Here is a 21,708-nt window from a genome sequence, read left to right as displayed (position 1 = left end):
GTCATTCAATGAGCGAGCGCGGCCTGGGGCGCGTCGAATTGCGTCTTGTAGAGTTCGTCGCCAAAGCCCTGGGCCAGTTCTTCGAACTTGACCCTGGCAGCGCCTGCGAACGGTTGGCGGATTTTCATCACCTCGGCGACGTCGATCTTTTCGTAGGCCGCGAGGATCTCCTTGGCCACGCCGTACATCTGTTGATTCTTGACTGAACATTGCTGCATTTGTGTGTCACGTTCAGCCAGTTGCGTCTCGAGCCGGGCGCGTTCGGCTTCTTTGCCCCGAGCCATCACCAACAGTTCTTCGTAAGCCTTCTTGAACTTGCTGACTTGCTCGCTGCTGGCCGCTGCTTGCGCCTGGGCCTGGTTTTGCAGGCTGTCGTGCTGGCCGGCCAGTTGTTCGGCCACGCCTTTGACCTTGGCCAATTCCGCCGTCAGTTGCTTGATTTGCGCCTGCGCGGCCTTGGCCTGACTCTCGGCCGCCACTTGCGCAGCGCTGGCCTGAGCCTGCTGGCTTTGCAGGGCCTGCAACTGCTGGGTGGTGCTGCGCAGTTGAGTGCGCAAACGTTCCTCCATCCCTTCGGCGCTCGCCCCTTGAGTCAGTAGCAACCCTAGGGCAAACAGCAGGATTTTCGTGTTCATGACGCTCTCCCTGCGCCTTAGAAGCGCGTATTGATTTCAAGCTGCAAGACGTCGATATCGAACGGTGCGCCGTACACCGCTTCGGAACTCAACCAGCGACCGGTGGCGAAGACATTCTTGGCCAGGCCGTAGTTGCCACCGAGGAAATAGCCCTTGGCATTGGTGCCGCCGAGGTGGAACGACGAATCGTTGAAACCGTCCGGCAAGGCGTCCGGCTGGATGTACTTGTAGCCGGCGAAGAAATTCCAGTCGCCCTGGTTCTTCAAGTCCAGCGAGTTGCCGAGGGTAAACTGGACCATCCAGGCATTGGCGCCGCTTTCCAGCTCACCATCGCTGTCGAGGTTGTTGACGATCTGCCCGGCCGAGCGTTTGCGCATTTCGCCTTCGTCGTAACCGAGGTTGTGCACGTAATTGCCCTGGCTGCGCAGCTTGAAGTCTTCCGGCAGATCGGTGTCCCACACCAGGTTGAGGTCCAGCAGATTGAATTCCGAGGCCAGGCCAACGAATTGCGGTTGCGGCGTGGCGGCCGGGTTGAGCGGGTTGGGCGTGATGTCGCGCAGCAGGAACACACTGTTGCCCTTCTGCATGAACGCCGAGCGGCTGCCGTCGCTGTCGCAGCCTGGTGCGCCGGCCCAAGGTTCACAAGGGCTGGAGCGCTGGCCTTCGATGTCGTCGAAACGGTAATAGGCCAAGGCGCCTTTCAGACGGTTGTTGTTGTTTATCGCCCAATTGGCGCCGATCTGCGCGCCATACAGCCATTTGTTGTCGCTCTCTTCCTTGTCAAAACCGTTGCTGCTGCTGGTGTCGTTGGTGTACTCCACCGGGAATGCGCCGACGGTGCCGAACAAGCCCCAATCGCGGTTGAGCTTATGGTCGAAAATCGCCGCCACGCCGTCGAAGTTCAGGTCGGTGGAATAGAGCATGTCGGTGGAGAAGAACGGATTGGCGATTCGCCCGCCAGTCAACGTCAACTGATCGGACGGTTTCCAGGTCAGGTAACCCTGATCGAGCCAGATATCTTTTTTGCCGAAACCGCCGCCGAGGGTCTGGGTGGTGGACACCGGGTTGTTGTCCGAACCGGTGCCGATGCGGATGCCGGCGGTCCATTCCGGTGAGATCACTGCTTTCATGCCCAGGCGCGCCCGCAGGCGGAACAGGTTTTCGCGATCTTCGCGGGTGTTGAGCAACGGCGGCAGGTTGGTGCTGCTGTTGGGGTTCACGTCGTACGGGCCGTTGTTATTGAGTTTGGCAAAGTCGACGATTTCGTTGCTGTTGGTGCCCGAGTAATAGCGCGACTCGTCGCGCAGGCGAATGTCGCCGTCGAAGCTGATGCGCGAGACCCAGTCCGGGAAGGTATTGGGCTGGGCCCAGTTTTCCTGCTTGGCGGTGGCCATGACTTCGGCCTTGACCTGATCGCGGATCTGATCGCGCACCGCGGCCGGCACATATTGCACCCGCACGTCACCCGGCGCAGCCGCCGGGCCGGCAGGGACGGCAGCGACCGCCGTGCTGGCCTGACGCGCCTGCACCGCTTCTCTTTCCGCCTGAGCGATCAGCCCGTCGGCTTGTTCCTGCTTCAACACACCCTGCTGCACCAGCAAGCGGATCAGATTGATCGTGGCGTTTTCCGAGGGCGCAGGGGCTGCCGCTGCGTGCCCGACCAGGGTCGCAATGACCATGCCGACCGCCAGGGACAATCGATTCACGTTGGAAATCATCTGCACACAACTCCTTTTGGCAAAACCTGAAAATGTTCGGTTAACCCGGACGCCGCCCTTGCAGGGACAAGCGCACAGGCAAGGTCATGGAGGCCGGTGGCCGTTCGGTTAAATGCGGTGCGCCGCGCAACGCGACGAGCACCTGGGCGTCGACGTCCGGGTTGCCGCTGGACTTCACCAGCTCGACCCGGGTGATCTCGCCCACGCTGCTCAGCCAGACGTCGGTCTGCAGCGAAAAAGCCAGGTTGCGCAGGTCCGGGTTTTCCCGCAGCAAACGCTGAAAGGTGAACGCCAAAAACTGGCTGTACGTGCCATTGCCCAGGCGCCCGCCTCCGGCACCGGCCATGCCGCCGCCCTTGCGGGCGCCGACGTTGAAGGCGTCGCTGCCAGCCTGGGCGTCGCCGTCCATTTGCATCGGGTTGGCCAGGTCATCGGCGGGCGATGGCGGCGCCTCTTCTTCGGGCTTGACCTGCTCCGGTTCCGGCGTCGGTTCAGGCTCGACCATTTTTTCTTCCAGGGGGGGTTGCGGCTCCGGCGGTTTTTCCGGCGGCGGAGGTGGCGGTGGCGGCAACGGAATAATCGTCGGCACCTTCGGGGCTTCCCGGCGTACGCCACTCATGTCGTTGGCCCACTGCCAGAGAAACCACGCGGCCACGCCGGCGATCAGTAACCCGGCGCCCCACTTCACAAAGCGCAGGGACGACGGCTTGACGGGCGACGGGCGGATGGGGAGTTGTGCGGTCATGGTCAGCCCTGGGTCGGTTTGCCGGTGACGAGACCGACCTGGGACAGTTCCAGCCGGCGCAACAAGTCCAGCACTTCGATGACTTTCTGGTACTGCACCGTGGCGTCGCCGCGCACGATCACCGGGAAGTCAGGGTTCTGCGCCTTTTCAATGCGCAAGCGGTCTTCGAGCTCCGCCAAAGTCACCGGGTAGGCATCGAGAAACACCTGGCCGCCATCGTTGACCGAGATCGCCTTGGTCTTGGCCTCGGACAGCGACACCGAGGCACTGGCCTTGGGCAGGTTGATCTGAATGCCGGAAACCTGGGCGGTGGCGGTGAGGATGAACATCACCAGCACCACCATCAGCACGTCCACCAGGGGCGTGATGTTGATGCTGTCCACCGCGGCATCATCGTCATCGTCGTGGGAGGTATTGACGCTAGCCATGTCAGTGCTCCTCAGGCCGGGACCGATGCGTGGGTGTGGTTGCCGCGGCGATGGGCCGCTTCACTGGACTGGCTTTCGCCGTGCATCTCCGCCAGACGGGTGATGAACTCATCGACGAAAACGCGCATGTCGGCGCTGACTTCCTTGTTGCGGGTGATCAGCCGGTTGTAGCCAAACAGCGCCGGGATCGCGACGAACAGGCCCATGGCCGTGGCCAGCAAGGCAGCGGCCATGCCCGGGGCGATGGCGTTGATGTTGACGTCACCGGCCATGGCCGTGCCGAGAAACACCACCATGATCCCCAGCACCGTGCCGAGCAGGCCGATGTACGGGCCGCCGGCGATAGCGTTGGACAGGGTCGAGAGTTTTGAGCTGAGCGCCTGATTCTCGCGGGTGCGCACGCCGTCCATGGAGCAGCGAATCGCTTCGATGGTCGCGGCCGACACCGATGAGGTGTCGGCGCCCTGCTCGCGGCGGGTGCGGATTTCCTTGACCGCCACTTGATACAGGCGCCACAAGGACGAATGCTGCAAACGCTGGGCGAGGTCCTGATCGTCGGCGAACATTTCCAGACGCGTACCAACCGTGGCGAACTGCTCGCGGAATGCTTCGTTGGCGGCGCTGAGGCGGCTGACCATGCGGTTCTTGCGGATCATGATGACCCACGACTGGAACATCATCAGCACCAGCACCGCGATGATCACCCAGGCGTCCATCGGCACGGCGTTGAGCAGAAAACCGAGGCTGCCGAAGCCGTAACCCGACTGTTCTTCATCGACGCCGTAAGCCAGCAGTTTCGACTCGGCGCCCTGGGCGTTGGCGTCTGCCAGCAACTGCGCGGCAGGCCGGACGACTTTGGACAGGCGCAACTCATCGATGGCGCCGCTGAAGGGCAGATACGTGCCAGGGGTTTCGCTCGGCAGGTCGGCACCGATGGCCATGACCGAATTGAACGCCGGCATCGCGACCGCAAAGCTCGCGGTTTCACGGCCGTTGACATACAGCGAAACCTTGCTGCCTTCGGCGGTCAACGCCAGGTGCTGCCATTGACCGGGGTTCAACGGTTGGGTAGACACGGCGCGTTGGCCGTCGATCTCCACGAACGGCATGCCCTGGTTCAGGCCCAGCAACAGACTGTTCGCCCCTTCCCGTCTTGCCAACACCACTTGTTCGCCATTGGCCTGATCCAGACGCAACCAGGCGCTGAAGGTAAACGCACTGCCAGCGTTGTGTTGCAGCGATGGGCTGGCCGGCAGCAGCAATGGCTGGCCACTCAACTGCAAGGCCCGCCCCATCACGCCGTCAATGCTCGCGCCGGTAGCGCTTTGCGCGGTGTTGCCGTAGGCCGTGGTGTCCTTGGGCGGTGTGCCGTTGGCGCCATCAAAGTGATAGAGCGCGGTGAAATTAGGGTCGAAGGTCAACTGACCGTTGCCGGTGGCCGGGGCTTTCTGGTTGCCGTAATACATCCAGATGTCCTGCCGCTGGCCGCCCGTAATCACAGGCACATCGACCCAGATCAGTGCCATGCCCATCAGTGGGTCGAAGCTTTCGATCTGGTGGTTGAACACGGTCTTGTCATCGGCGGCGACGAAGCGCAGGTCCGAACCGTCTTCCTTGACCCCGTCGAAGGTGAAGTTGCCGGTGTGCAGGCGCACCAATAGCGCTGTGCGCCCCAGCGTCTCGTTGATCGCCGCGCCCTGGGGCGTGGTGTCCAGCGAAATCTGTTTGCGGTAATGCCAGTCGTCCTGCCACCAGGCCTGGGCAGTGGCCGGGAGCACGAAGCCCAGGCAGATCAGGAAAGCGATGAATAAGCGCTGCATGAAAAATTTCTCCGTAGGTTCAGAACGTCGCTTGCAGGTTGAAGTGCAGGCGCGATTCCTGTTTCGAGGTGTTCGGCCCTTCGAGCAGCGGGTAGCCCCAGTCCACGCTGCCGGATAGCCATTTGCTCAAGCTCGCGCGGGTGCCCAGGCCGACACTGGCCAGGGCGTAATCGGCGTCCTGATCGGGGAGCTCGTCACGCAGGTACAACTGGGCGCCTTCGGCGAAGGCGTAGAAGCGCCATTCCTGGACGTAAGCGCCCAGGTATTTGGCGAGGGACGGCGTGCGCAGCTCCTGGGACAACAGGTAGCCGTCGTCACCGGTGCGCTCGGCGGCCAGATAACCGCGCACCGAGGTCGCGCCGCCGGCCGAGAATTGCTCGTTGGAAACCAGCGGCCCGGACGCCAGCTGGAACGCGGCTTTGCTCGCGGTCTGCCAGTCGTTGCCGAAGGTGAAGGTGTAGTTGCTGTCGCCCTTGAGCACGGCGAAGCTGGGGCTGGCGCGGTAGCGTTTGTAGTCGAAGTCTTCGTCGGAGCTGCCATAACCGAACAGGCTGCGGGTGCCGGCGACCAGACTCAGGCCAAGACCCAATTGGGAGTTTTCGGTGTAGCGAAAGCCGTTGTAGGCGAAGGTGAACGGTGCGTATTGCAGCGGCACCTTGTCGCTTTCACCGGCCAGGGTCAGGCGCTCGTCGAAGTCCTTGAAGTCGATGCCGGCCGAGAACGAGTTGGACCAGTTGCCGCTGGACGGCAGCGTGTAAATCGCCGAGATCCCGTAGGAGTGGCCCTTGCCCAACACGTTGCTGCCGCCGATGGTCGCGACGTTGCTGTCGGATTGATAACCGGACAGTTGCAGGCTCCAACGCTCGTTCAATGGCGCGGTGTAGGAACCGGACCAGACCTTGGCATTCTCGGTGTCTTGGGGCGCGGTGAAATAGGTCAGTGAAATACTGTGGCCCAGTTGCCACAGGTTGTTGTAACCCAGGCTGGTGACGGCACGCAGTTTCTCGGTGTCGGCGCTGTAATCGTTGTTCAGCCCGACGCTGGCCTGCCACGGGTTCTGGTCCTCGACCTGCAAGTCCACGTCCATGGTGCCGGGGCGCTGCCCTTCACGCACCAGCGGCATCACCTGCCGGCCCGGGGTCTTGTTGAGTTGCGCCAGCTCGCCCTGGACCTTACTGAAGTCCGGCACTTCGCCTTCTTTGAGGGCCGGCACGTCTTCGCGAATGTCCACCGGCGAATAGTGTTTGGCACCGACCACCCGCACCCGGCCGACTTTGGTTTCGCTGACCTGCAGATAAACGATGCCGTCCTCGACCTTCTGCTCCGGCAACTCGACGAACACCGACTGATAACCACGGGCCTGATAAACCTTCTGCAAGGCTTCGCGGGCGCCTTCGATATCGTTCAGGGTCTTTTGCGGACCGAGGAACGGATAAACCGCTTCTTCGATCGCCCGGGCGTCGAGCACGGTATTACCGCGCACGAAGTATTCGTTCACATCGACCCGTTTGGTCGGCGCCGCGGTTTCGGTCTCGTCGGCGAATACCGGCTGCACACCGGCCGCCACCAGCAGCCAGCCCCACAGCGCCAGCCGTGACTTGAAAAGATGCTCCACACCACCCCCTGAATTCGAAATGACCGTCGCTGTTTGCCCAGCGTTCGGCCCACTCAATTGCTTGTTGTCGACGTCGCGGCGTGTTTGCCCAGCCAGGTGTGCAGCAGCGCGAAGTTCAAGGAGAACTCGGGCATTTGCAGCAAGGCACCGCAGAACACTTCGCCAATGATTTTCTGGATCAGCTGCACCGCCCGCGGGTTGTTCAGCAGCGTGGCGATGTCGCGGCTCAATACGTTGAAGCTCCAGACCTTCTGGTTCAGGTCCAGGCCGACGAACCAGCGGAACAGCAGGTTGTAATTGAGCTGTTCGTAGAGTTGCTGCTCGCTGGGCACCGAATAGAGCAACTGCAGCAGCAGGATGTGCATGACCGTTTGCGGGGCGATGAACATGCCGGGCGCGACATTGAGGCCGTGCAGGATGTCGTGGTGCTCTTGGAGCAGGTCATCGATTTGTGGGCGCAGCAACACCAGTGAATGGCCCGGCGGGATGTAGCTGGACACTTCTTTCAAGGCGCCCTGCCAGTCATCCTGGGACACGATCCAGACCCACGGTGCGCCGTAGCGATAGACCGAAACCGGCTTCTTGCGCGCGGCTTCGACGATCTTCGACAAGCGTTGATCGAGCTCTTGCATGCCCACTTTCGAGTAGCGTTCCATAGTCCCCATTGCCTCACTCCCGGCTTCCCGCCCTCGGCTGGAAAAGTGGCCCTGCGGCCCCCTCAAGCGCGTTACATAGGCATGACCGGAATGGCGATGTGCTACCGAACTTTTGTCATAAAAGCTTCATTACAGGGGTTTGGAAGTGGGGTGTTTTGACGATGGGCGACTGGTGGGCAGGATGTGGCGGGGAGTTACGCATGAAGAAATGAAGCCGAACACGCTGTTGTGGCGAGGGAGCTTGCTCCCGCTCGGGTGCGCAGCGCCCGCAAAACCGGTTACGCAGGCCCCATCAGGACACCGCATGCTCAGGTTTTGGGGCCGCTACGCAGCCCAGCGGGAGCAAGCTCCCTCGCCACAGGTTCTTCGCTAGCCTCGCGGGTCGAGGTTATCCAGCACCCGGTTCACCGCCAGCTCCCCGAGCATGACCACCGATTGAATCCCCAGCATCATGTTGCGATGTGGCATGTCCATCAATCCGGCGAACTCGCTGAGCATCATGCTGGCTGACGCCAGGGATTCGCAGGCGTTGACCAGCAGGGTTTCGTTATCGACCTCGGGGCCGACGTGGTAAATGGTGCTGGGTTTGCGCTTGGTGTCTTTGGGGATGGGTGGTTTGAGGTAGTAATCGAGGGCGCGATCGGCGGCTTCGTTGAGCTTTTTCGAATCGAGGGATTCGTAGGGGGATGCCGGATCGGTTTCCGGTGGGTTGGGTGTTGGTTTGAACATAGATGAAACTCCTTGATAAATGGAGCCGCAGACCTATTGCTACCAAACATTAGGGTGGCGGCTGTACGCAGGTTGGTAGACCGGGCATCAAGGGAACCCAGCGCGTCCGAGGGCGCCCTGCGCACAACCGCCATAACAAAACAGCAGACGAAAAAAAGCGTCAACTGCTTGAAACGTCGGCGTTGTGCGCCTTGATTAATCCGGGCTACCAAACCCGTTCGCTGTTTTTCAGCGACAGGCAAACGATAGGGCCCGGACCCAAGGCGCACAAGCCGGCGGATTCTGGCGCAGTCGTAGGCAGCGGCGCAAGGATGTGTAGCCTGAGTGAGTATCTGGAAGTGTCGTTTAAACATGGCTTGTTTAGCGCTCTGACATCGAGCCTTGTGGTGGCTGTATCGGCCTCTTCGCGAGCAAGCCCGGCTCCCACAGTAGACCTTCGGTGAACACACTATCTGCGTACGCCCGAGATCAACTGTGGGAGCGGGCTTGCTCGCGAAAGCGGTCTGTCAGTCACTTCCCTGTTGAATGTGCCGCCGTCTTCGCGAGCAAGCCCGCTCCCACAGATGGACTGTGTACATCCACCAGATTTGCAAAAAAAAGGCGACCCAAAGGTCGCCCAAAATTACAACGAGAGTCCTACAAGGTAAGGCTGCCCCGCTCCTCCTCGGTCAACCGCTGCCGCGCTGATTCATCCAGAGCCCCGGCCCCCAACACTTGCACCGGACTGTTCGGGTTGTACCCAGCCTCCGGCACCCGGCTCGCGCCATCGCGGGTCGGCGCCAGTTGTTCGGAGCCGAAACTCAACACCTGCACGGTAAACACCGACGCCTGATTCTGCCGTGATGCTGCCTGCTGCTGACGCGCCACGTCCTCCGCCGCTTGGGTGGCCGACGACGCCGCGGAACTGGCTGAGGTGATCGCCCCGGTATTTACTGAAGCAGTCATCGGCACCCCGGTCGATTTTCCCTGGGTCTGAATGTTCGCCGCGTTCACCACCGTCAATGCCGCGATGTTGACGTTGCCCGACACCCGAATCCCCGCCTCGCCGGCATCGATGGTGCCCAGTGGCGCGATCAGGTCGATGTCACCCGGCGCTACCTCCGGAATCGGATTGAGCGTGGCGATCCCCGCACCGGTGCTCGGCATCGAGGGCGACAAGGTCACGTTGCCCCAGGTGTCGTACAGACGTTTGGGCGGTGTGTAGACCACGGTGGTTTTCGAACCGCGGCCGGCGTTGATGTCGCCTTCGGCGGACCAGCCGATGATCGAGCCACCAAAGGTGGTCATGATCCGGCTCTGGCCAAGCAAGATGCTGCCTTTGGCGTACAGCTGAATGTCGCCCTCGCCTTGAGTGATCACACCAGCGGTGGACGGCGGTGCAGTGCCTTCGATGCCGAAGACCTGGCCGCCACCCGGCGTCAGCATCTGGATGCCACCCCCAAAATCGGTGTGCACACCGGCACCGCCATACATCGTGATATCGCCCTTGTAGGTGATCGGATTCCCGGCCACGTCCTTCTCTGGGAACAACGCCGCAATCGCCTCGCGGCCACGTACGTAGCTTCCCTGACGCAGGCCGCCCTCTTCGTTGTACTCGCGGCCACCGGCCTTGAGTTCGGCGAAGTACACCTCACGGGCGAACACCCGGCGCTGCTCGGCCGGCAAGGCGGCATAGAAGCTGCGCGCCTGCTGCGGGGTGCCCATGAAGCCATAACGAGCGACCAGCCAGCTGACCAGTTCGGTTTCGTAGGTCTTGGCGACTTTGCCATCCTGACTGGCCAGCCCAAGACCGGCCTCAGCCAGATTCGCGGACGACAGATAAGGAGTGATGAAGCGATCGTAGTCAGGTCCACCGGCACCAACCCCGGCCTGCATCACAATGCTCGCCCCGGCTCTGGAATCCCCCGGCACCACGGCACCGATACTGGTGACGCTGACCTTGTCTTCCATCAGCAGATTGCGCCCGGCGCTGAGTTCCAGCGTGCCGGGACCGGCGACGTTGAAGTTGCTGTAGAGAATGTCGCGACCGGCTGAAACGATGGAGATATCGGTTGGGTTGTTGTGGATGAAGAGGTTGCCGGCGCTGTTGTATTCCCCAGTGACAGACTCACCGCCCCGACCGCCGCTCAGGGGTGTGCCACTGCTGACGATGTCCCGCCCGGCCATCATCCAGACGGGGCCGCCGCCCTCATACCAGGTTTGCCCCAGACGCGCATCACCAGGTGTGGTGAAGGTCATCGCCCGACCGCTGCTGACCGCCAGCAAATCGCCGTTCACGGCGTAAAAACGAGCCGGGTTGGCATTAGCGTCCCCTTCGCCGGCCGCGCTGTCTGCACCAAAGGCGAATAGTGGGAAGATGTTAGAGCCGGCCCCGTAACGATTGCCGGTTTCGGACAGATTGCTGCCGACTGTTCCTGTAGAGACAGTTGCCAAAAATGCAGGTCGTTGAGGTGTCGCCATCGCACTGCCGGAGGCACTCGATTGAGTGACGGTCAGATCACCGCCGTAGATGGAATCACCGGCCAGCAACTGCAATTCCCCGCTCGCCGACGGTGCGAGTACTAACGCAGGGCGGTGATTGCTCACACCACCACCGGTCCCCAGCTTGCTGGCTTCGCCATAGTAAAGACTGCCGCTGGCCGCAACCGCTCGCAGAATGGAGGGGTAAACCACCGCCAGGTCCGTCTCCAAACCTTGGGTATATGGCGTGAGATTACCGCCCGCCGCGAACAGATCGATGGCAGTGCGCTCTGTCCACAATGTGAACCAGCTGTGCCCCAGCCCATGGACGCCAGCGCCAGAGGTAAACGCCGAACCGCTCATCAACGGCGCACGCCCCGGATCCGCGACATCCTGCACCACCAGATCTCCCAGCGTCGACAGCGCAAACGTGGCATCACCGGGCATCAATGTCAGCCCGCCCGCCGCGAGACCACGGGTCGCACGGAATACGTCATAAGCACGGGTTTCTCCAGGCGACTGGTCGTTCAACACACTGCCGTAATGAAGGTTCAGGCTGCCCATCGACGCACTGTCGAGTTGAGCATGGCCGCGCAGGTCGATCACGGCACCATTGAGATGCCCGTCGACGGTGGTGCTGGCCGGATTGATTGCGCCGCTGATGCGCAGGTCAAGGTCGCCACCGCCGGTCAGTTGCACGCTGCCATCGGCGCCCACGCGCCCGGTGCTGCCCACTGCCAGTACCAGCCCCTGGCTCCGTGGGTTGATACCTTGAAAGGAGTTTCCAGCCAGGGTATTCAACACCCCGGCATCGCCCCCAACCTGTACGTTCAGGTCACCACCACCCAAGGTGCCGAAACCGGTAAACCCGACCATCAGGTCGGCCTTGCCGTCCTGTGCAGCGGTATAACTGCCAAAGTTGATCCACCAGGCGGTCGGTTGTGCCTGGGTGCCGGTGGCGACTGAACCACTGCCCTGGCGCCATAACCAATTGCCTACATTGACCGTGTCATAACCCAGATCACCTGTGTTGGGGCGTCCATAACCAGAGGTCACCACATCCATACTGTTGCCAGTCAGGTTGCCGCCGACCTTCAGTGTCAGGTTGCCGCCAAGCTCAGGGTACCAAGCGCGGTAGAGGCTGCTGGTGCTGCCATCCACCAGTTTTTCATTCTCGCCGAACGCGTCATTGAGCACCGTGTCATTGCCCCCCCGCGCCCTGGGCTGGTTATAAGGGTCATTGGCGTCGGTGGCGCTCGCCGATGTACCGGCGGTATAAACGCCGTACAACGAATCCATTTTCAGATCGTCTGCCGACAGCAGCTCAAGGTCCGCTGCAGCGGTGCGAATCACGCTCCAGCGCTGGCTGCCGGGCTTGTACTCAGACTGACCGCTGGCCTGACAGAACGTCGGATTGTCGGTGCATAGCTCGGGATAGCCAATGGCGTCAAAGTCAATCGGCTGGCCCGCCAGACTGGTATCGCCGACCCAGTTGATTGATCCATCTTCGGTCCAGACAAAACCGCTGCTGGCCTTACAGAACGTCGGGTTATCGGAACAAAGTCCCGGATAACCAAGAGCATCTTCATCGATCGGTTGCCCCACCAGACTGGTATCGCCGGCCCAGTTGATCGACCCCTCTTCGGTCCACACCATCCCCCCAGCCTTGGCCTTGCCAAACATGCCGTAGTGACTGTCGGCCAGGTGCAAGTCCCCGCTGACCGGCAGCGGCTGCAGGATGCGGCTATCCGCTGCATCGGTATCAGCACCGGCCACCAGACGCAGCGACCAGGATTGCGAACCTTCGGCCAGCATCGGCGCGATGGCCCAGTTGCGCCCCTGTCGCCCCGCGACTTCCGGCCGCAACTGCACCGAATCCACCCCGGTGGGCAGTTTCACATCGGTGCCGGACGGAATCAGCGCGCCACGGGCCAGCGCCAGATTGCCGACGAGATTCAACACATTGGTCTGAGCATTCATCGCCCCCGCGACACTCGGCAACGGCACCCCCTTGGGCCAGACAAAGTTTTGCAAGGACGCAGTGCTGGTCAACAGGCTCCCGGCGCCCAGTTGAGAATCGATGGCCAGGGTCACGTTTTGCTGCAACAAGGTACCGGCGGCGAACAACAGGTTGCCCACGTTATCGCGCACCTCGGCCGCCAGAACGGTGCCCGCCGGCAGTACCAGCGGCTGAGCGAGTGTCACGGCCACCGGTAAACGAGTGCCGGCAACCACCGTCATGCCTTTGAGCGGTACGTCGTAGTTCAGGATCGTCCCGGCCGGGAACGCTGTGCCATCGGCCAGGGTGACGCCCGCGCCCGGCACGACGATATCGCCACCGGTGAAATCGATCCCCGGCAACAGCACCCAGCCCTTGTCGTCCTGGGTGTCCGGCGGCGGTGCAAAACCATCGTTGATACTGCCATAGATATTCAGGTCGCCACCGGCGCGCAACGTCAGGTTGCCGGATTCGCCGGAGCCGTAGACGCTTGTTTTTTGCGTATGCGGGTTGAGGCTGGCGTAGCGATAACCCGACAGGTCCAGATCGCCCTGCACCACCAGATCGCCGTCGGCGGTGGCACTGACAATCTCGACACCAGGGCGCAGATGGAAGACGTCGGCATAACGGGCGTTATTCAGCCCCGCCAGTTTGCGCTGCATCAAGTCGCTATTGGCCAGCGCAGCATTGATGAACTGGATGCTCTGTTGATGCTTGCCGTCCAGATAACCCTGATCGATCACTTGATACGGTCGGCCACTGGCCGCCGGATCAGTGCCTGGCGGCGCATCGTCGTATTGCCAGGTCGCGTTCAGCGCGATGGAGCGCGCGCCCTGGATATCCAGATTGCCGCTGGCATCAATGGCGATGTCCCCGTAGACCGGATCGGCAGCACTGAGGCCCATGCGCCGGGCATTGAGTTCGAAGGTGCCACGGGCGCGACCGTCGTTCTGCCCCGGCAGACTGCCGACCGCCACGTCGGTGCCGTGACGCAGATCGATGCGCGCTCCGCTGGCCAGGGTCAATACGCCCTCGCGGGAGGTCAGGTCGATCATGGCGCGGTTCGGCGAGTCGATGATCTTGCCGTAACTGTCCACTCGCAGACGGCGGCCATGGGCATCAAGCAAGGCGCCACTGCCCAGGGTCAAGGCGTTTTTCGCCGACAGGCTAATGTTGCCGACCCGCTCGCCACTGGCGTCCACCGTGCCATTGACCCACAGGCTGCCGTTATCCAGCGACACGGTGATGTTCGACGCCTTAAGGTCATTGCCAATGACCAGATCGCCCTGCTTGAGCTGGAAACTGCGCGAACCAAACACTTCGCCCTGATTCAAACGCTGGTTGAGCGCCGCGAACTGCTCACTCGAATTGCCACTGCCGCCCAAGCGTTGAGCCTGGATTTCGACCTCACCGGCCAAATATGGCATGTAGGTGCCACCGGCGTCGTATTCACCACTGCTGCTCCCCAGAATGCTGCCTTGCAGGTCGACCATTCCGGCTGCCGGGTCCAGTGCCACGGCACTGAGTTGCCCGGCGCGATTGTTGCGCGCCGACAGATCGATCCGCGAGCCGGCGCTCTGAAGAATGTTGCCGTTGCGGCTCTGCAAAATGACCTCACCGCCGCTGCTGTATTTGGTCAAGTCATTGAAAACGATGGCACGTCCGGCCACGTCAATCAGCGCGCCATCCGTCAGCGTCAAGTCGTTGGTAGCGTTGAGGGTCAGCTTGCCGCTGGGCAACACCACCGCACTCGCCAGATTGATGCGGCTGGCGCTCAATGACAATTCAGCCCCGAGGCCGACGGCGCTGGCTGTCGGGTTGGCCGTGCCGCTGACGTCAATGGCACCGCCGGCAGTGATGCGATTGACCGAACCGGCTTCTCCGGTCATCAACGGCGTGGCGATGTTCAGGTTACCGCCGCTGTAACTGAAACCCTTTTGCGCGTCGAAGGCTCCCTGGGTCTGGTACACCGCGAGGCTGCCTTTATGATTGGCGGTGATGCGCTCGCTCGCGCTCAGGTTGACGTTGGCAAAGCCCAGCGCCAGACGATCAAGGCTATCGACAGAATTGGGCTGGGCGAAATCGCCATAACCGAACTCGATGCGCTCGGCCTGAATGTCCAGACGCCCGCTGCCGGTGCCGGCACCACCGGCGATCACTGTGCCGGGTACGCCCTTGGCGCCGTTCCAGATCAGATTGGACGTGCGAATCGTCGCCACATCATTCGCGCCGCCAGCGCCATACATCGCGGGAGTGGTGAGCATCAGGTTGTTCAGTCGCGAGCGACCGTTCTGGGCATCGTAGGTGTCGAGGCTGGCGCTGCCGTAGAAATTCAGTGCTTCGCGGGCCGACAGTTCCAGCGTTTCCAATGCCGGAGCGCCATACTCGGTGTCGCCCTGTAATAAGCGTTCAAGCACTGGCTGGCTCAAACTCAAACCGGTGGGCAATACGTTGCGCGTCGCGGCATCGGTCAATGCCTGGCTGCTGCCGACGTTGATGTTGCCCACGGCCAGCGTCAGGTGGCGGGTGCCGTAGCGCACCTGATCGCCCAGTTCCAGGGTCGTGCCCGTCGCCGCGACGAGGCTGCCTTCGGAATAAAGCCGTGTCTGCCCGGTGCAGAGGCTGTCGCAACCGCCCACGCTGATCGAACCACTGATGGTATTGGGCGCGAACTGCACGTTGAGCAAGCCATTGGAGGCCGCGAGCAGGTTGGTCGCCTGGTAAATGAAGCCGTCCCGGGCATCAAACGACGCCGCGCCTCGGCCAATGGTGTTGATCATCGCCCCCTGCTCTACCACCAGATTACCGTTACCGGTCACCAGGAAGACTTCCGGGGCAGAGAGGGTCGCACCCTGGCGCAGGGTAATGTTCGAACTGGCACCGACGCCGGTGAAATTGATGTAGTTACCGCCTTGGCCATACACCACGAAAGGCAGTCGGCCGACCATCAACCGCGTCGCCTGCAAGGCATTCAGGCTGTCGGCATCCAGCGTGATGCCGGAGAAGGCCGGGGTAGCCGATTGACCCGCGCCGACGATTTCCAGATCAACGTTGGGGACGGCCGACAATGCCACGACAGTGCCGCCATACCCACCCGGTGCGGCGTCGAATCTGCCGGTGCCGTTGAACGAAAACGCCTCTTCTTTGGCACCCTTGAGCAGCGCCAGCTTAAGCGTTTTCGCGTCCATCGGCAGCATCGCTCGCGGAACGCCCAACCGCGCGGCATCGGCCACTGCGAACTGAGCGTAACTGGTTTCGTTGTATTGCGAATAACGGCGCAACACATCACCAGATGTCAGGATCAATTGGCTGGTGATGCTGTCGCGCAGCCCGGTATTGGCCACCGAGAGCGTACCGGCGGTGGTCCACGAACCATTACGCATCCGTTGCGCGCCAGCCACGCTGCCCAATCCCGCCAGGCCGTTGACCTCGACCCGGAATGCCCCCGGCAACAAGGCATAGGTGGAAGGCATCAACGTGTAGGTGCCCGCTGTCAGCCCTGGCACGCCCGCACCAATGGTGACTTGTCGCCCGATCACCGGGTCGAGTGCACCGCCTTCGGCGGCCACTGGTGCATAAGCACTCTGATTGCCCGGCACGATGGCATACACCGGGTTAGTGGCAAGGCCCGGCAAGGTAAAGCCACCATTGGCGCCGATTTGCACCAACGGGTTGTAACGGGCGTCGGTCGAACCGCCACGGCCGGAGATAAACCCGGCCCCCAACAAATCACCGCCACCGGACAGGTCCAGTACGGAGCCTTCCTGTGCCGTGATCGACTGGCCACCCAAAATCACCCCGACCGTCAGATCACCGTTCTCATTGAGCACGGATCCTTGGCCGACCAGTGCCACATTTTTGCCCCCATAGCTGTAGGCCTGACCATCGACGGTGCCGCCATAGGGCAACGTCAATCCCTTGCCACTGACGGAAGTGAGGCTGCCGGAGAGCAGCTCGACGTTCGTCGTTGCGCCGGACGTATTGACCACCGTTCCGACTTCAATCAACCCCAACGGCGCGCGCACGACGCCACCTTGTTCGATTGTTCCTGCCCCCAATTGCAATCGACCGAAAACCGAATACGGTACAGCGGGTGTCACGCTGCCTGTGCGACCGATGACCAAGGTTCGCGTCGGGTCATAGAGCGTCACTGACGTCCCCGCCCCCGCGTTCCAGCCATAACCGGCCAGCACCCGCGCGCCGACCCCGGTGGCCGGGTATAACTGGGCAGCGCGCAAGGTCATATCGCCGGGGGTGATCAATTGCGTGGTAATACCGGTCGGCATTCCCAGCCCCTCAGTGCCAGCGAGAAAGCGCAAGTCGCCGCGGCTGTTCAGCTCGATCTGGTCGAAGCCCTCGCGCTCGACGGTGACGGTGGACTCGTCGGCACGCCCGAACGTACCTTTGCTGCTAAAACTGACGCTGCCTTGAACATCCAGCAGATCGGCATTGACCGCGAACAGCGCCTGGTTATTCGCCGTGAACACAGTGGCGTCGAGCAGTGGTCGGACGTAAACAGTCTTGTTTGGGTCAACCGGGGCAAGTATCCCCGCCAACAGCACATGGGGCGCGTTCAGCTCAATCCGGCTATTGGCCGCCGCGTCTTTGGCCAGGCCAACGCCCCGGGAATACAGGCTCAGGCTCTGGCCGGTGGTCAGCGCCATATCGCCGGCCACGCTCAACAAGCCATTACTGAGCAGCGCCACATTGTCGAAACCGCCGGCCTGGATTTGATCGACACCCAGTTGGCCGCGACCGTAGACCAGCGAGCCAGCGGCGTCCTCAGGCGAACCTTGCACCGTGCCGGGCACATGCGTCTGGCTGAGGATCAGCTCACGAACCTGCAGCACCCGATCAGTGACGGTGGCTTTCAGGTAATAAGGCGTCTCAAGCGCGACCGATAAACTGCCACCCGCCGCCCCCGCCCCGCCCGCTTTGGCGTTAAAGCTGCCGTCCAGGTACAAGCCATTATTGGAGCCCAGAGCAATACTGCCGCCATGACTGGCCACCCAGGTTTTGCCCTGGCCGGGAATGTCCAGCAGCGCCCGGGCGCCCGAGGCTTCCAGGCGCGAGCCTTCGCGCAATACCACAAACAGATCGGACGCCGTGGCTATCCCTGTTTTACTGTCGATCTGGCCACCGATCACGATCTGGCCGCCGTTGCGCACCAGTCCATAGGTCTGGCCACGGGCATCAACCGCCGTCGCTGCGCGTGCCGCGACATCGATCAATGCCTGTTCACCGAGCCAGATGGAGCGGCCATGACCGATGGCGTTTACCGCGTCGGCCGCCTGTCCGGTGACATTCAGCCCACCTAGCGAGACCTGCCCGCCCCAGGCATTCAGCGTGCCGTTGGCGGTCAGCTGGCCGATGCTGCGCAGGTTGATTGACTGGCCAGGGTCAACGCTGATCACGGAGCCTTGGCCGAGGGTCAACGCGGTAGTGGCCATGTCGGCAGGCGTGGATTGTGCGGTTCCGGCATTCAAGCTCAGGCTGGCGCCTTTACGCTGGGTCAGCACGCCTTTGAGCGGATTTTCCTGATACAGGGTCGGCAGCCAACGCTCCAGCGCCGTCGCCGGTTCCGCGCCGGTTGCCGTGCGCGTGGCATCTTCGCCAAAGCGATAAGCCGGCGCGATCACGTCCACCTGAGCGCCATCCGCGACGATCAAACCTTCATTGCCGGTGATGTCGTAGGCTGAAAAGCCTTTGTTGAAAAAGTCCGCGGCCAACTGCAGCGTGTCGCTCGCGGGGACAGCGTCCGCCTCGCCGATCTGCACCTTATGGGACTGGATTTTCAAGGTGCCGCCACCCGTTACGCCTTCACCGCGCAACCCGGCCCCCAGGGTCAACGAAGCCGATCCTGACGGGCTGCTGTCACCCGCCGCCAGGGTCATATCACCGCCCTTGTCGCCGCGGGTCTTGCCGTCGGCCATGACCGCGCCGCCAGAGGACACATCGATCAGGCTGCCCGCCTGCAAGTCGATATCGCCGCTGCTGCGCAACGACACCGTGCCGCCATTGAGGTACGGCAAACGCGTGCTGTCGCTGGCATCAAGCAGCAGATTGCTCCATAGACCGGCGGTGTTCAGTCGCACGCCCTCGGCCACCGTTACCTGGGCCTTGAAGTCACTGGTGGGCGCCAGGATCACATCGCCGACCACGAAGTTGCTGTCAACATTGATCTGTTTGAGCACGTTGCCCAGACGAATGCTGCCACTGCGAGCGGTGAGGTCAGCGTTGGTGCTGACTTGCGGGGCATACAGGGTGATTTCACCACCGTCAGCCACGGTCAGCGCGGTGTCGACCTGAACCTGTTGCCGGGCCGCGACCTTCAGCGCCCCGAGCTGGAAACCATTGAGCTGATCGCCGTCCAGTTGCAGTTTGCCTTGCCGGTCACTGGGCACCATCGAGGTCAAGTCAAGGCCGGTGGCGATCTTCTGCTCGACATCGCCAATGAGCACCTGATTGAGGGTTGGGCTCAAGCCACTGTTGAGCGAACCCGTGGTGGCGTCGTAAATCGGCGTGTAGTTACCGACCAACAACTGTGCCCGCCGAGCCACAGCGGTTTGCGCTTGCCGGTATCCGTCGAGACCGGAAATCGGTGCTTGCGTCTGGCGCTCGCCCTTGAACACTTCACCGACAATCTGGCCTTCAAGCACCGCGCTGGTGGTGGCGATCACCAGTTTGCCGGCGTCGCGGCCCACGGTGTAACCGTCCTCGTACCGTTGCTTGGGCGCGATCAGCGGGCTGTAGTAATAATTGGTCTGGCCCCAGCGTTCGCTGTGATCTTCATAGCCGTTGTAAAGCCCGGAATAGAGAATGTCCCCCGGTGCGCGCGATAACTCATACAAGCGGCCATTCGGCCCCTTGAGCCAGGATTGCTGGATGTAACCGCTCTGCACATCCAGCGTGCCACCCGACAGGTTGAGTTGCGCGTTCTGCTGCGTCACCACGTCATTGCCGGTGAACGTCAACGTGCCGCCCTGGGCCATCCATTCGCCGACGCTGTGATTTTGCGTGCCAAGGTAACCACCCATTTCCAGCAAACCACCGGCGGTGTACCAACGATCAGTGGCGTAACCATTGGTGCCGGCGGCTACGTGCACCAGCTCACGTAAATCGACCCACACATCACTGTTGCTCAGTTTGCCGCCATCGCGGTTGACCGAGGCGTCGCGCTGCTCGTTGCCCTGGACATTGACCTTGATGCTGTTGGATTCCATCGCCACTTTGACGCCGATGGCGCCGGACACATCGATTACCGCGCCCTCGCGCACCAGGCTGCGACGGCCGGCACTGACTGCGACCTGGCCGCCAGTGGCCAGGGTGATCGAGCCGTTCTGGAAATCGACACTACCGCCACTGACGATCTCGACCCGCGACTGGTCGGTGCGGTCGGCAACAGCGCTGAGGTTGTTGAAGCGCCCGATATTCAGTGTGTTCGATAAACCGTCGAGTCCCGCCAGCGCCGCATTGCGCTGGCTGTCCAGGGCCGAACCGCTGGCGGCGTCAAGCAGGATCGCCGTGGTGCTGCCCTGGCCGAGCGTCACGCTGCCGGTGTTGTCGGTGGCCGAGTTGAGCAGGTGCACCGTGCCGCGAATATCGACCGACGTGCTGGCCACGGCCACGGCGTTTTGCTGCACTTGATGCCCGGTCAGGGTGATGTCGCCGGTGGACGCCTGAATCAGGCCGTTGTTGATCACCGTACCGGCGCTGCTGCCAGTTTTGAGCGCCGTGGCCACTTCGTTGCCACGGGTGGTAGAGCGTTGGTTGCCGCTGGTGCCGACACCGCGACGAATGTAAAAGCTGTCGCCGGCGGCCAACGTAGTCTGCCCTTTGGCAGTGACGATGGAACCGGCGTTCTCAACCTCGGTACCGAGCAGCAAGGTATAACCGCCCGCATCGGTGGACGATGCCGCCTTGTGGGTTTCGATCAAGGCACCGCGCTCCACCAGCACTTTACCGACGGCATCGGCGAAGGTCGGCTGACTGCCGGTGGCATCGACATACAGGCCGCCCTGATTGAATTGAGCATCAGTGATCGTCGCGGCAGCGGCCACCAGGTTACGCACGTTGACCTGGCTGGTGCCGCTGAACACGATGCCGTTGCGGTTGATCAGCATCACCGTGCCGTCGCCCTTGATCTGACCCTGGATCTGACTCGGGCGCGCACTCGGGTCGTTGATGCGGTTAAGCACCGCCCAGTTCGATTGCTGCTTGAAATCCACGGTGGTGTTGCGCCCGACGTTGAAGGTTTCCCAGTTAAGAATCGCCTTGTCGGCGGTCTGCTGGATCTTCACCGTGGTCTTGCCGTCGGCTTGGGTTTGCTCGGGTGCCTGGGCATTGGCCCAACCCTGGGTCAGGCTGTTGTCGACTTTCAAACCGCCCTCGCCCAAACCATCCGGCACCGTCTGCACCCGACCGAACGCTGCCTGCCGCCCCGCCGCTTGCGCGGCTTGCTGCGCGGCAATCGCGGCCACGGTGTTGTTGAGGTTGGTCAGTGAACGCTGCAACTGTTGATTGGCCTTTTGCTGCTGCGCCAGCGGTGGCGGCATGCCCGGCACTGTCGCCCCTGGCCGCGCCGCGCCGGCAGACTGCGCCGCGCCCTTGGCGGCAAACCAACTGGAACTGAATGCAGTCGCCGCATGAGCACTGCCGGTCACCATCAACAACGCAATGGCCTGGGCCAGCGGCTTGAGCCGCAGTATCGACAGCTCGCCATCACGACGCAGGGCATTCGGTTTTGCCAGAGGTTTGCAGCGCAGCATCACTACTCATCCTTTCGATTTGCAGAAGGTCTGCAACGCCGTGCCATCAAGCGGCCAGCGTTGCTTATAGGGGATAGGCGGTTTCACGAAGACGTGACCGAACTTCTGTCACGCAATATTCATCTGGCTGTTTTG

The 21,708-nt window shown here is 62.0% G+C and carries 9 protein-coding genes; all 9 read right to left on the bottom strand.

The annotated features are described in order from the left end of the window. Positions 1–5 precede the first annotated feature (5 nt). Positions 6–635 (bottom strand): DNA repair protein, encoded by a 630-nt coding sequence (locus ABH909_RS16490; RefSeq protein ID WP_429435000.1) that lies wholly within the window; start codon positions 633–635, stop codon positions 6–8. 17 nt (positions 636–652) lie between these two features. Further along, positions 653–2,353, bottom strand: a complete 1,701-nt coding sequence (locus tag ABH909_RS16485) for a putative porin (protein ID WP_429434998.1) — start codon at positions 2,351–2,353, stop codon at positions 653–655. Between the two features lie 40 nt (positions 2,354–2,393). Beyond that, positions 2,394–3,098 (bottom strand): energy transducer TonB family protein, encoded by a 705-nt coding sequence (locus ABH909_RS16480; protein ID WP_429434995.1) that lies wholly within the window; start codon positions 3,096–3,098, stop codon positions 2,394–2,396. Between the two features lie 2 nt (positions 3,099–3,100). Continuing rightward, positions 3,101–3,526, bottom strand: a complete 426-nt coding sequence (locus ABH909_RS16475; RefSeq protein ID WP_007901242.1) for an ExbD/TolR family protein — start codon at positions 3,524–3,526, stop codon at positions 3,101–3,103. Between the two features lie 11 nt (positions 3,527–3,537). Beyond that, positions 3,538–5,346 carry a DUF2341 domain-containing protein gene (locus ABH909_RS16470; RefSeq protein ID WP_429434992.1) on the bottom strand — a complete coding sequence of 603 codons (1,809 nt, stop codon included), beginning with the start codon at positions 5,344–5,346 and terminating at the stop codon, positions 3,538–3,540. Between the two features lie 19 nt (positions 5,347–5,365). Further along, a complete protein-coding gene (locus ABH909_RS16465) occupies positions 5,366–6,961 on the bottom strand; it encodes a ShlB/FhaC/HecB family hemolysin secretion/activation protein (protein ID WP_429434989.1) in 1,596 nt (531 codons plus the stop codon). 53 nt (positions 6,962–7,014) lie between these two features. Then, positions 7,015–7,626 (bottom strand): transposase, encoded by a 612-nt coding sequence (locus ABH909_RS16460; protein WP_429434986.1) that lies wholly within the window; start codon positions 7,624–7,626, stop codon positions 7,015–7,017. A gap of 360 nt (positions 7,627–7,986) precedes the next feature. Further along, entirely contained in the window at positions 7,987–8,346 is a 360-nt protein-coding gene (locus ABH909_RS16455; protein WP_429434983.1) for a DUF6124 family protein, read from the bottom strand. Positions 8,347–8,982: 636 nt separating this feature from the next. Then, on the bottom strand, positions 8,983–21,573 hold the full coding sequence (locus ABH909_RS16450; protein ID WP_429434981.1) for a filamentous haemagglutinin family protein: 12,591 nt from the start codon (positions 21,571–21,573) through the stop codon (positions 8,983–8,985). Positions 21,574–21,708: the final 135 nt, after the last annotated feature.

It is taken from the genome of Pseudomonas sp. BS3782 TE3695 (assembly GCF_050435305.1).
GTDB lineage: Bacteria > Pseudomonadota > Gammaproteobacteria > Pseudomonadales > Pseudomonadaceae > Aquipseudomonas.
The sequence above is the reverse complement of the archived record's forward strand: the minus strand, read 5'-3'. Positions and strand labels throughout refer to the sequence as shown.

Bases quoted from the DNA above. Each gene is read 5' to 3' on its own strand.
- ABH909_RS16490 (WP_429435000.1), bottom strand. From the start codon at position 635: ATGAACACGAAAATCCTGCTGTTTGCCCTAGGGTTGCTACTGACTCAA.
- ABH909_RS16485 (WP_429434998.1), bottom strand. From the start codon at position 2,353: ATGATTTCCAACGTGAATCGATTGTCCCTGGCGGTCGGCATGGTCATT.
- ABH909_RS16480 (WP_429434995.1), bottom strand. From the start codon at position 3,098: ATGACCGCACAACTCCCCATCCGCCCGTCGCCCGTCAAGCCGTCGTCC.
- ABH909_RS16475 (WP_007901242.1), bottom strand. From the start codon at position 3,526: ATGGCTAGCGTCAATACCTCCCACGACGATGACGATGATGCCGCGGTG.
- ABH909_RS16470 (WP_429434992.1), bottom strand. From the start codon at position 5,346: ATGCAGCGCTTATTCATCGCTTTCCTGATCTGCCTGGGCTTCGTGCTC.
- ABH909_RS16460 (WP_429434986.1), bottom strand. From the start codon at position 7,626: ATGGGGACTATGGAACGCTACTCGAAAGTGGGCATGCAAGAGCTCGAT.
- ABH909_RS16455 (WP_429434983.1), bottom strand. From the start codon at position 8,346: ATGTTCAAACCAACACCCAACCCACCGGAAACCGATCCGGCATCCCCC.
- ABH909_RS16450 (WP_429434981.1), bottom strand. From the start codon at position 21,573: ATGCTGCGCTGCAAACCTCTGGCAAAACCGAATGCCCTGCGTCGTGAT.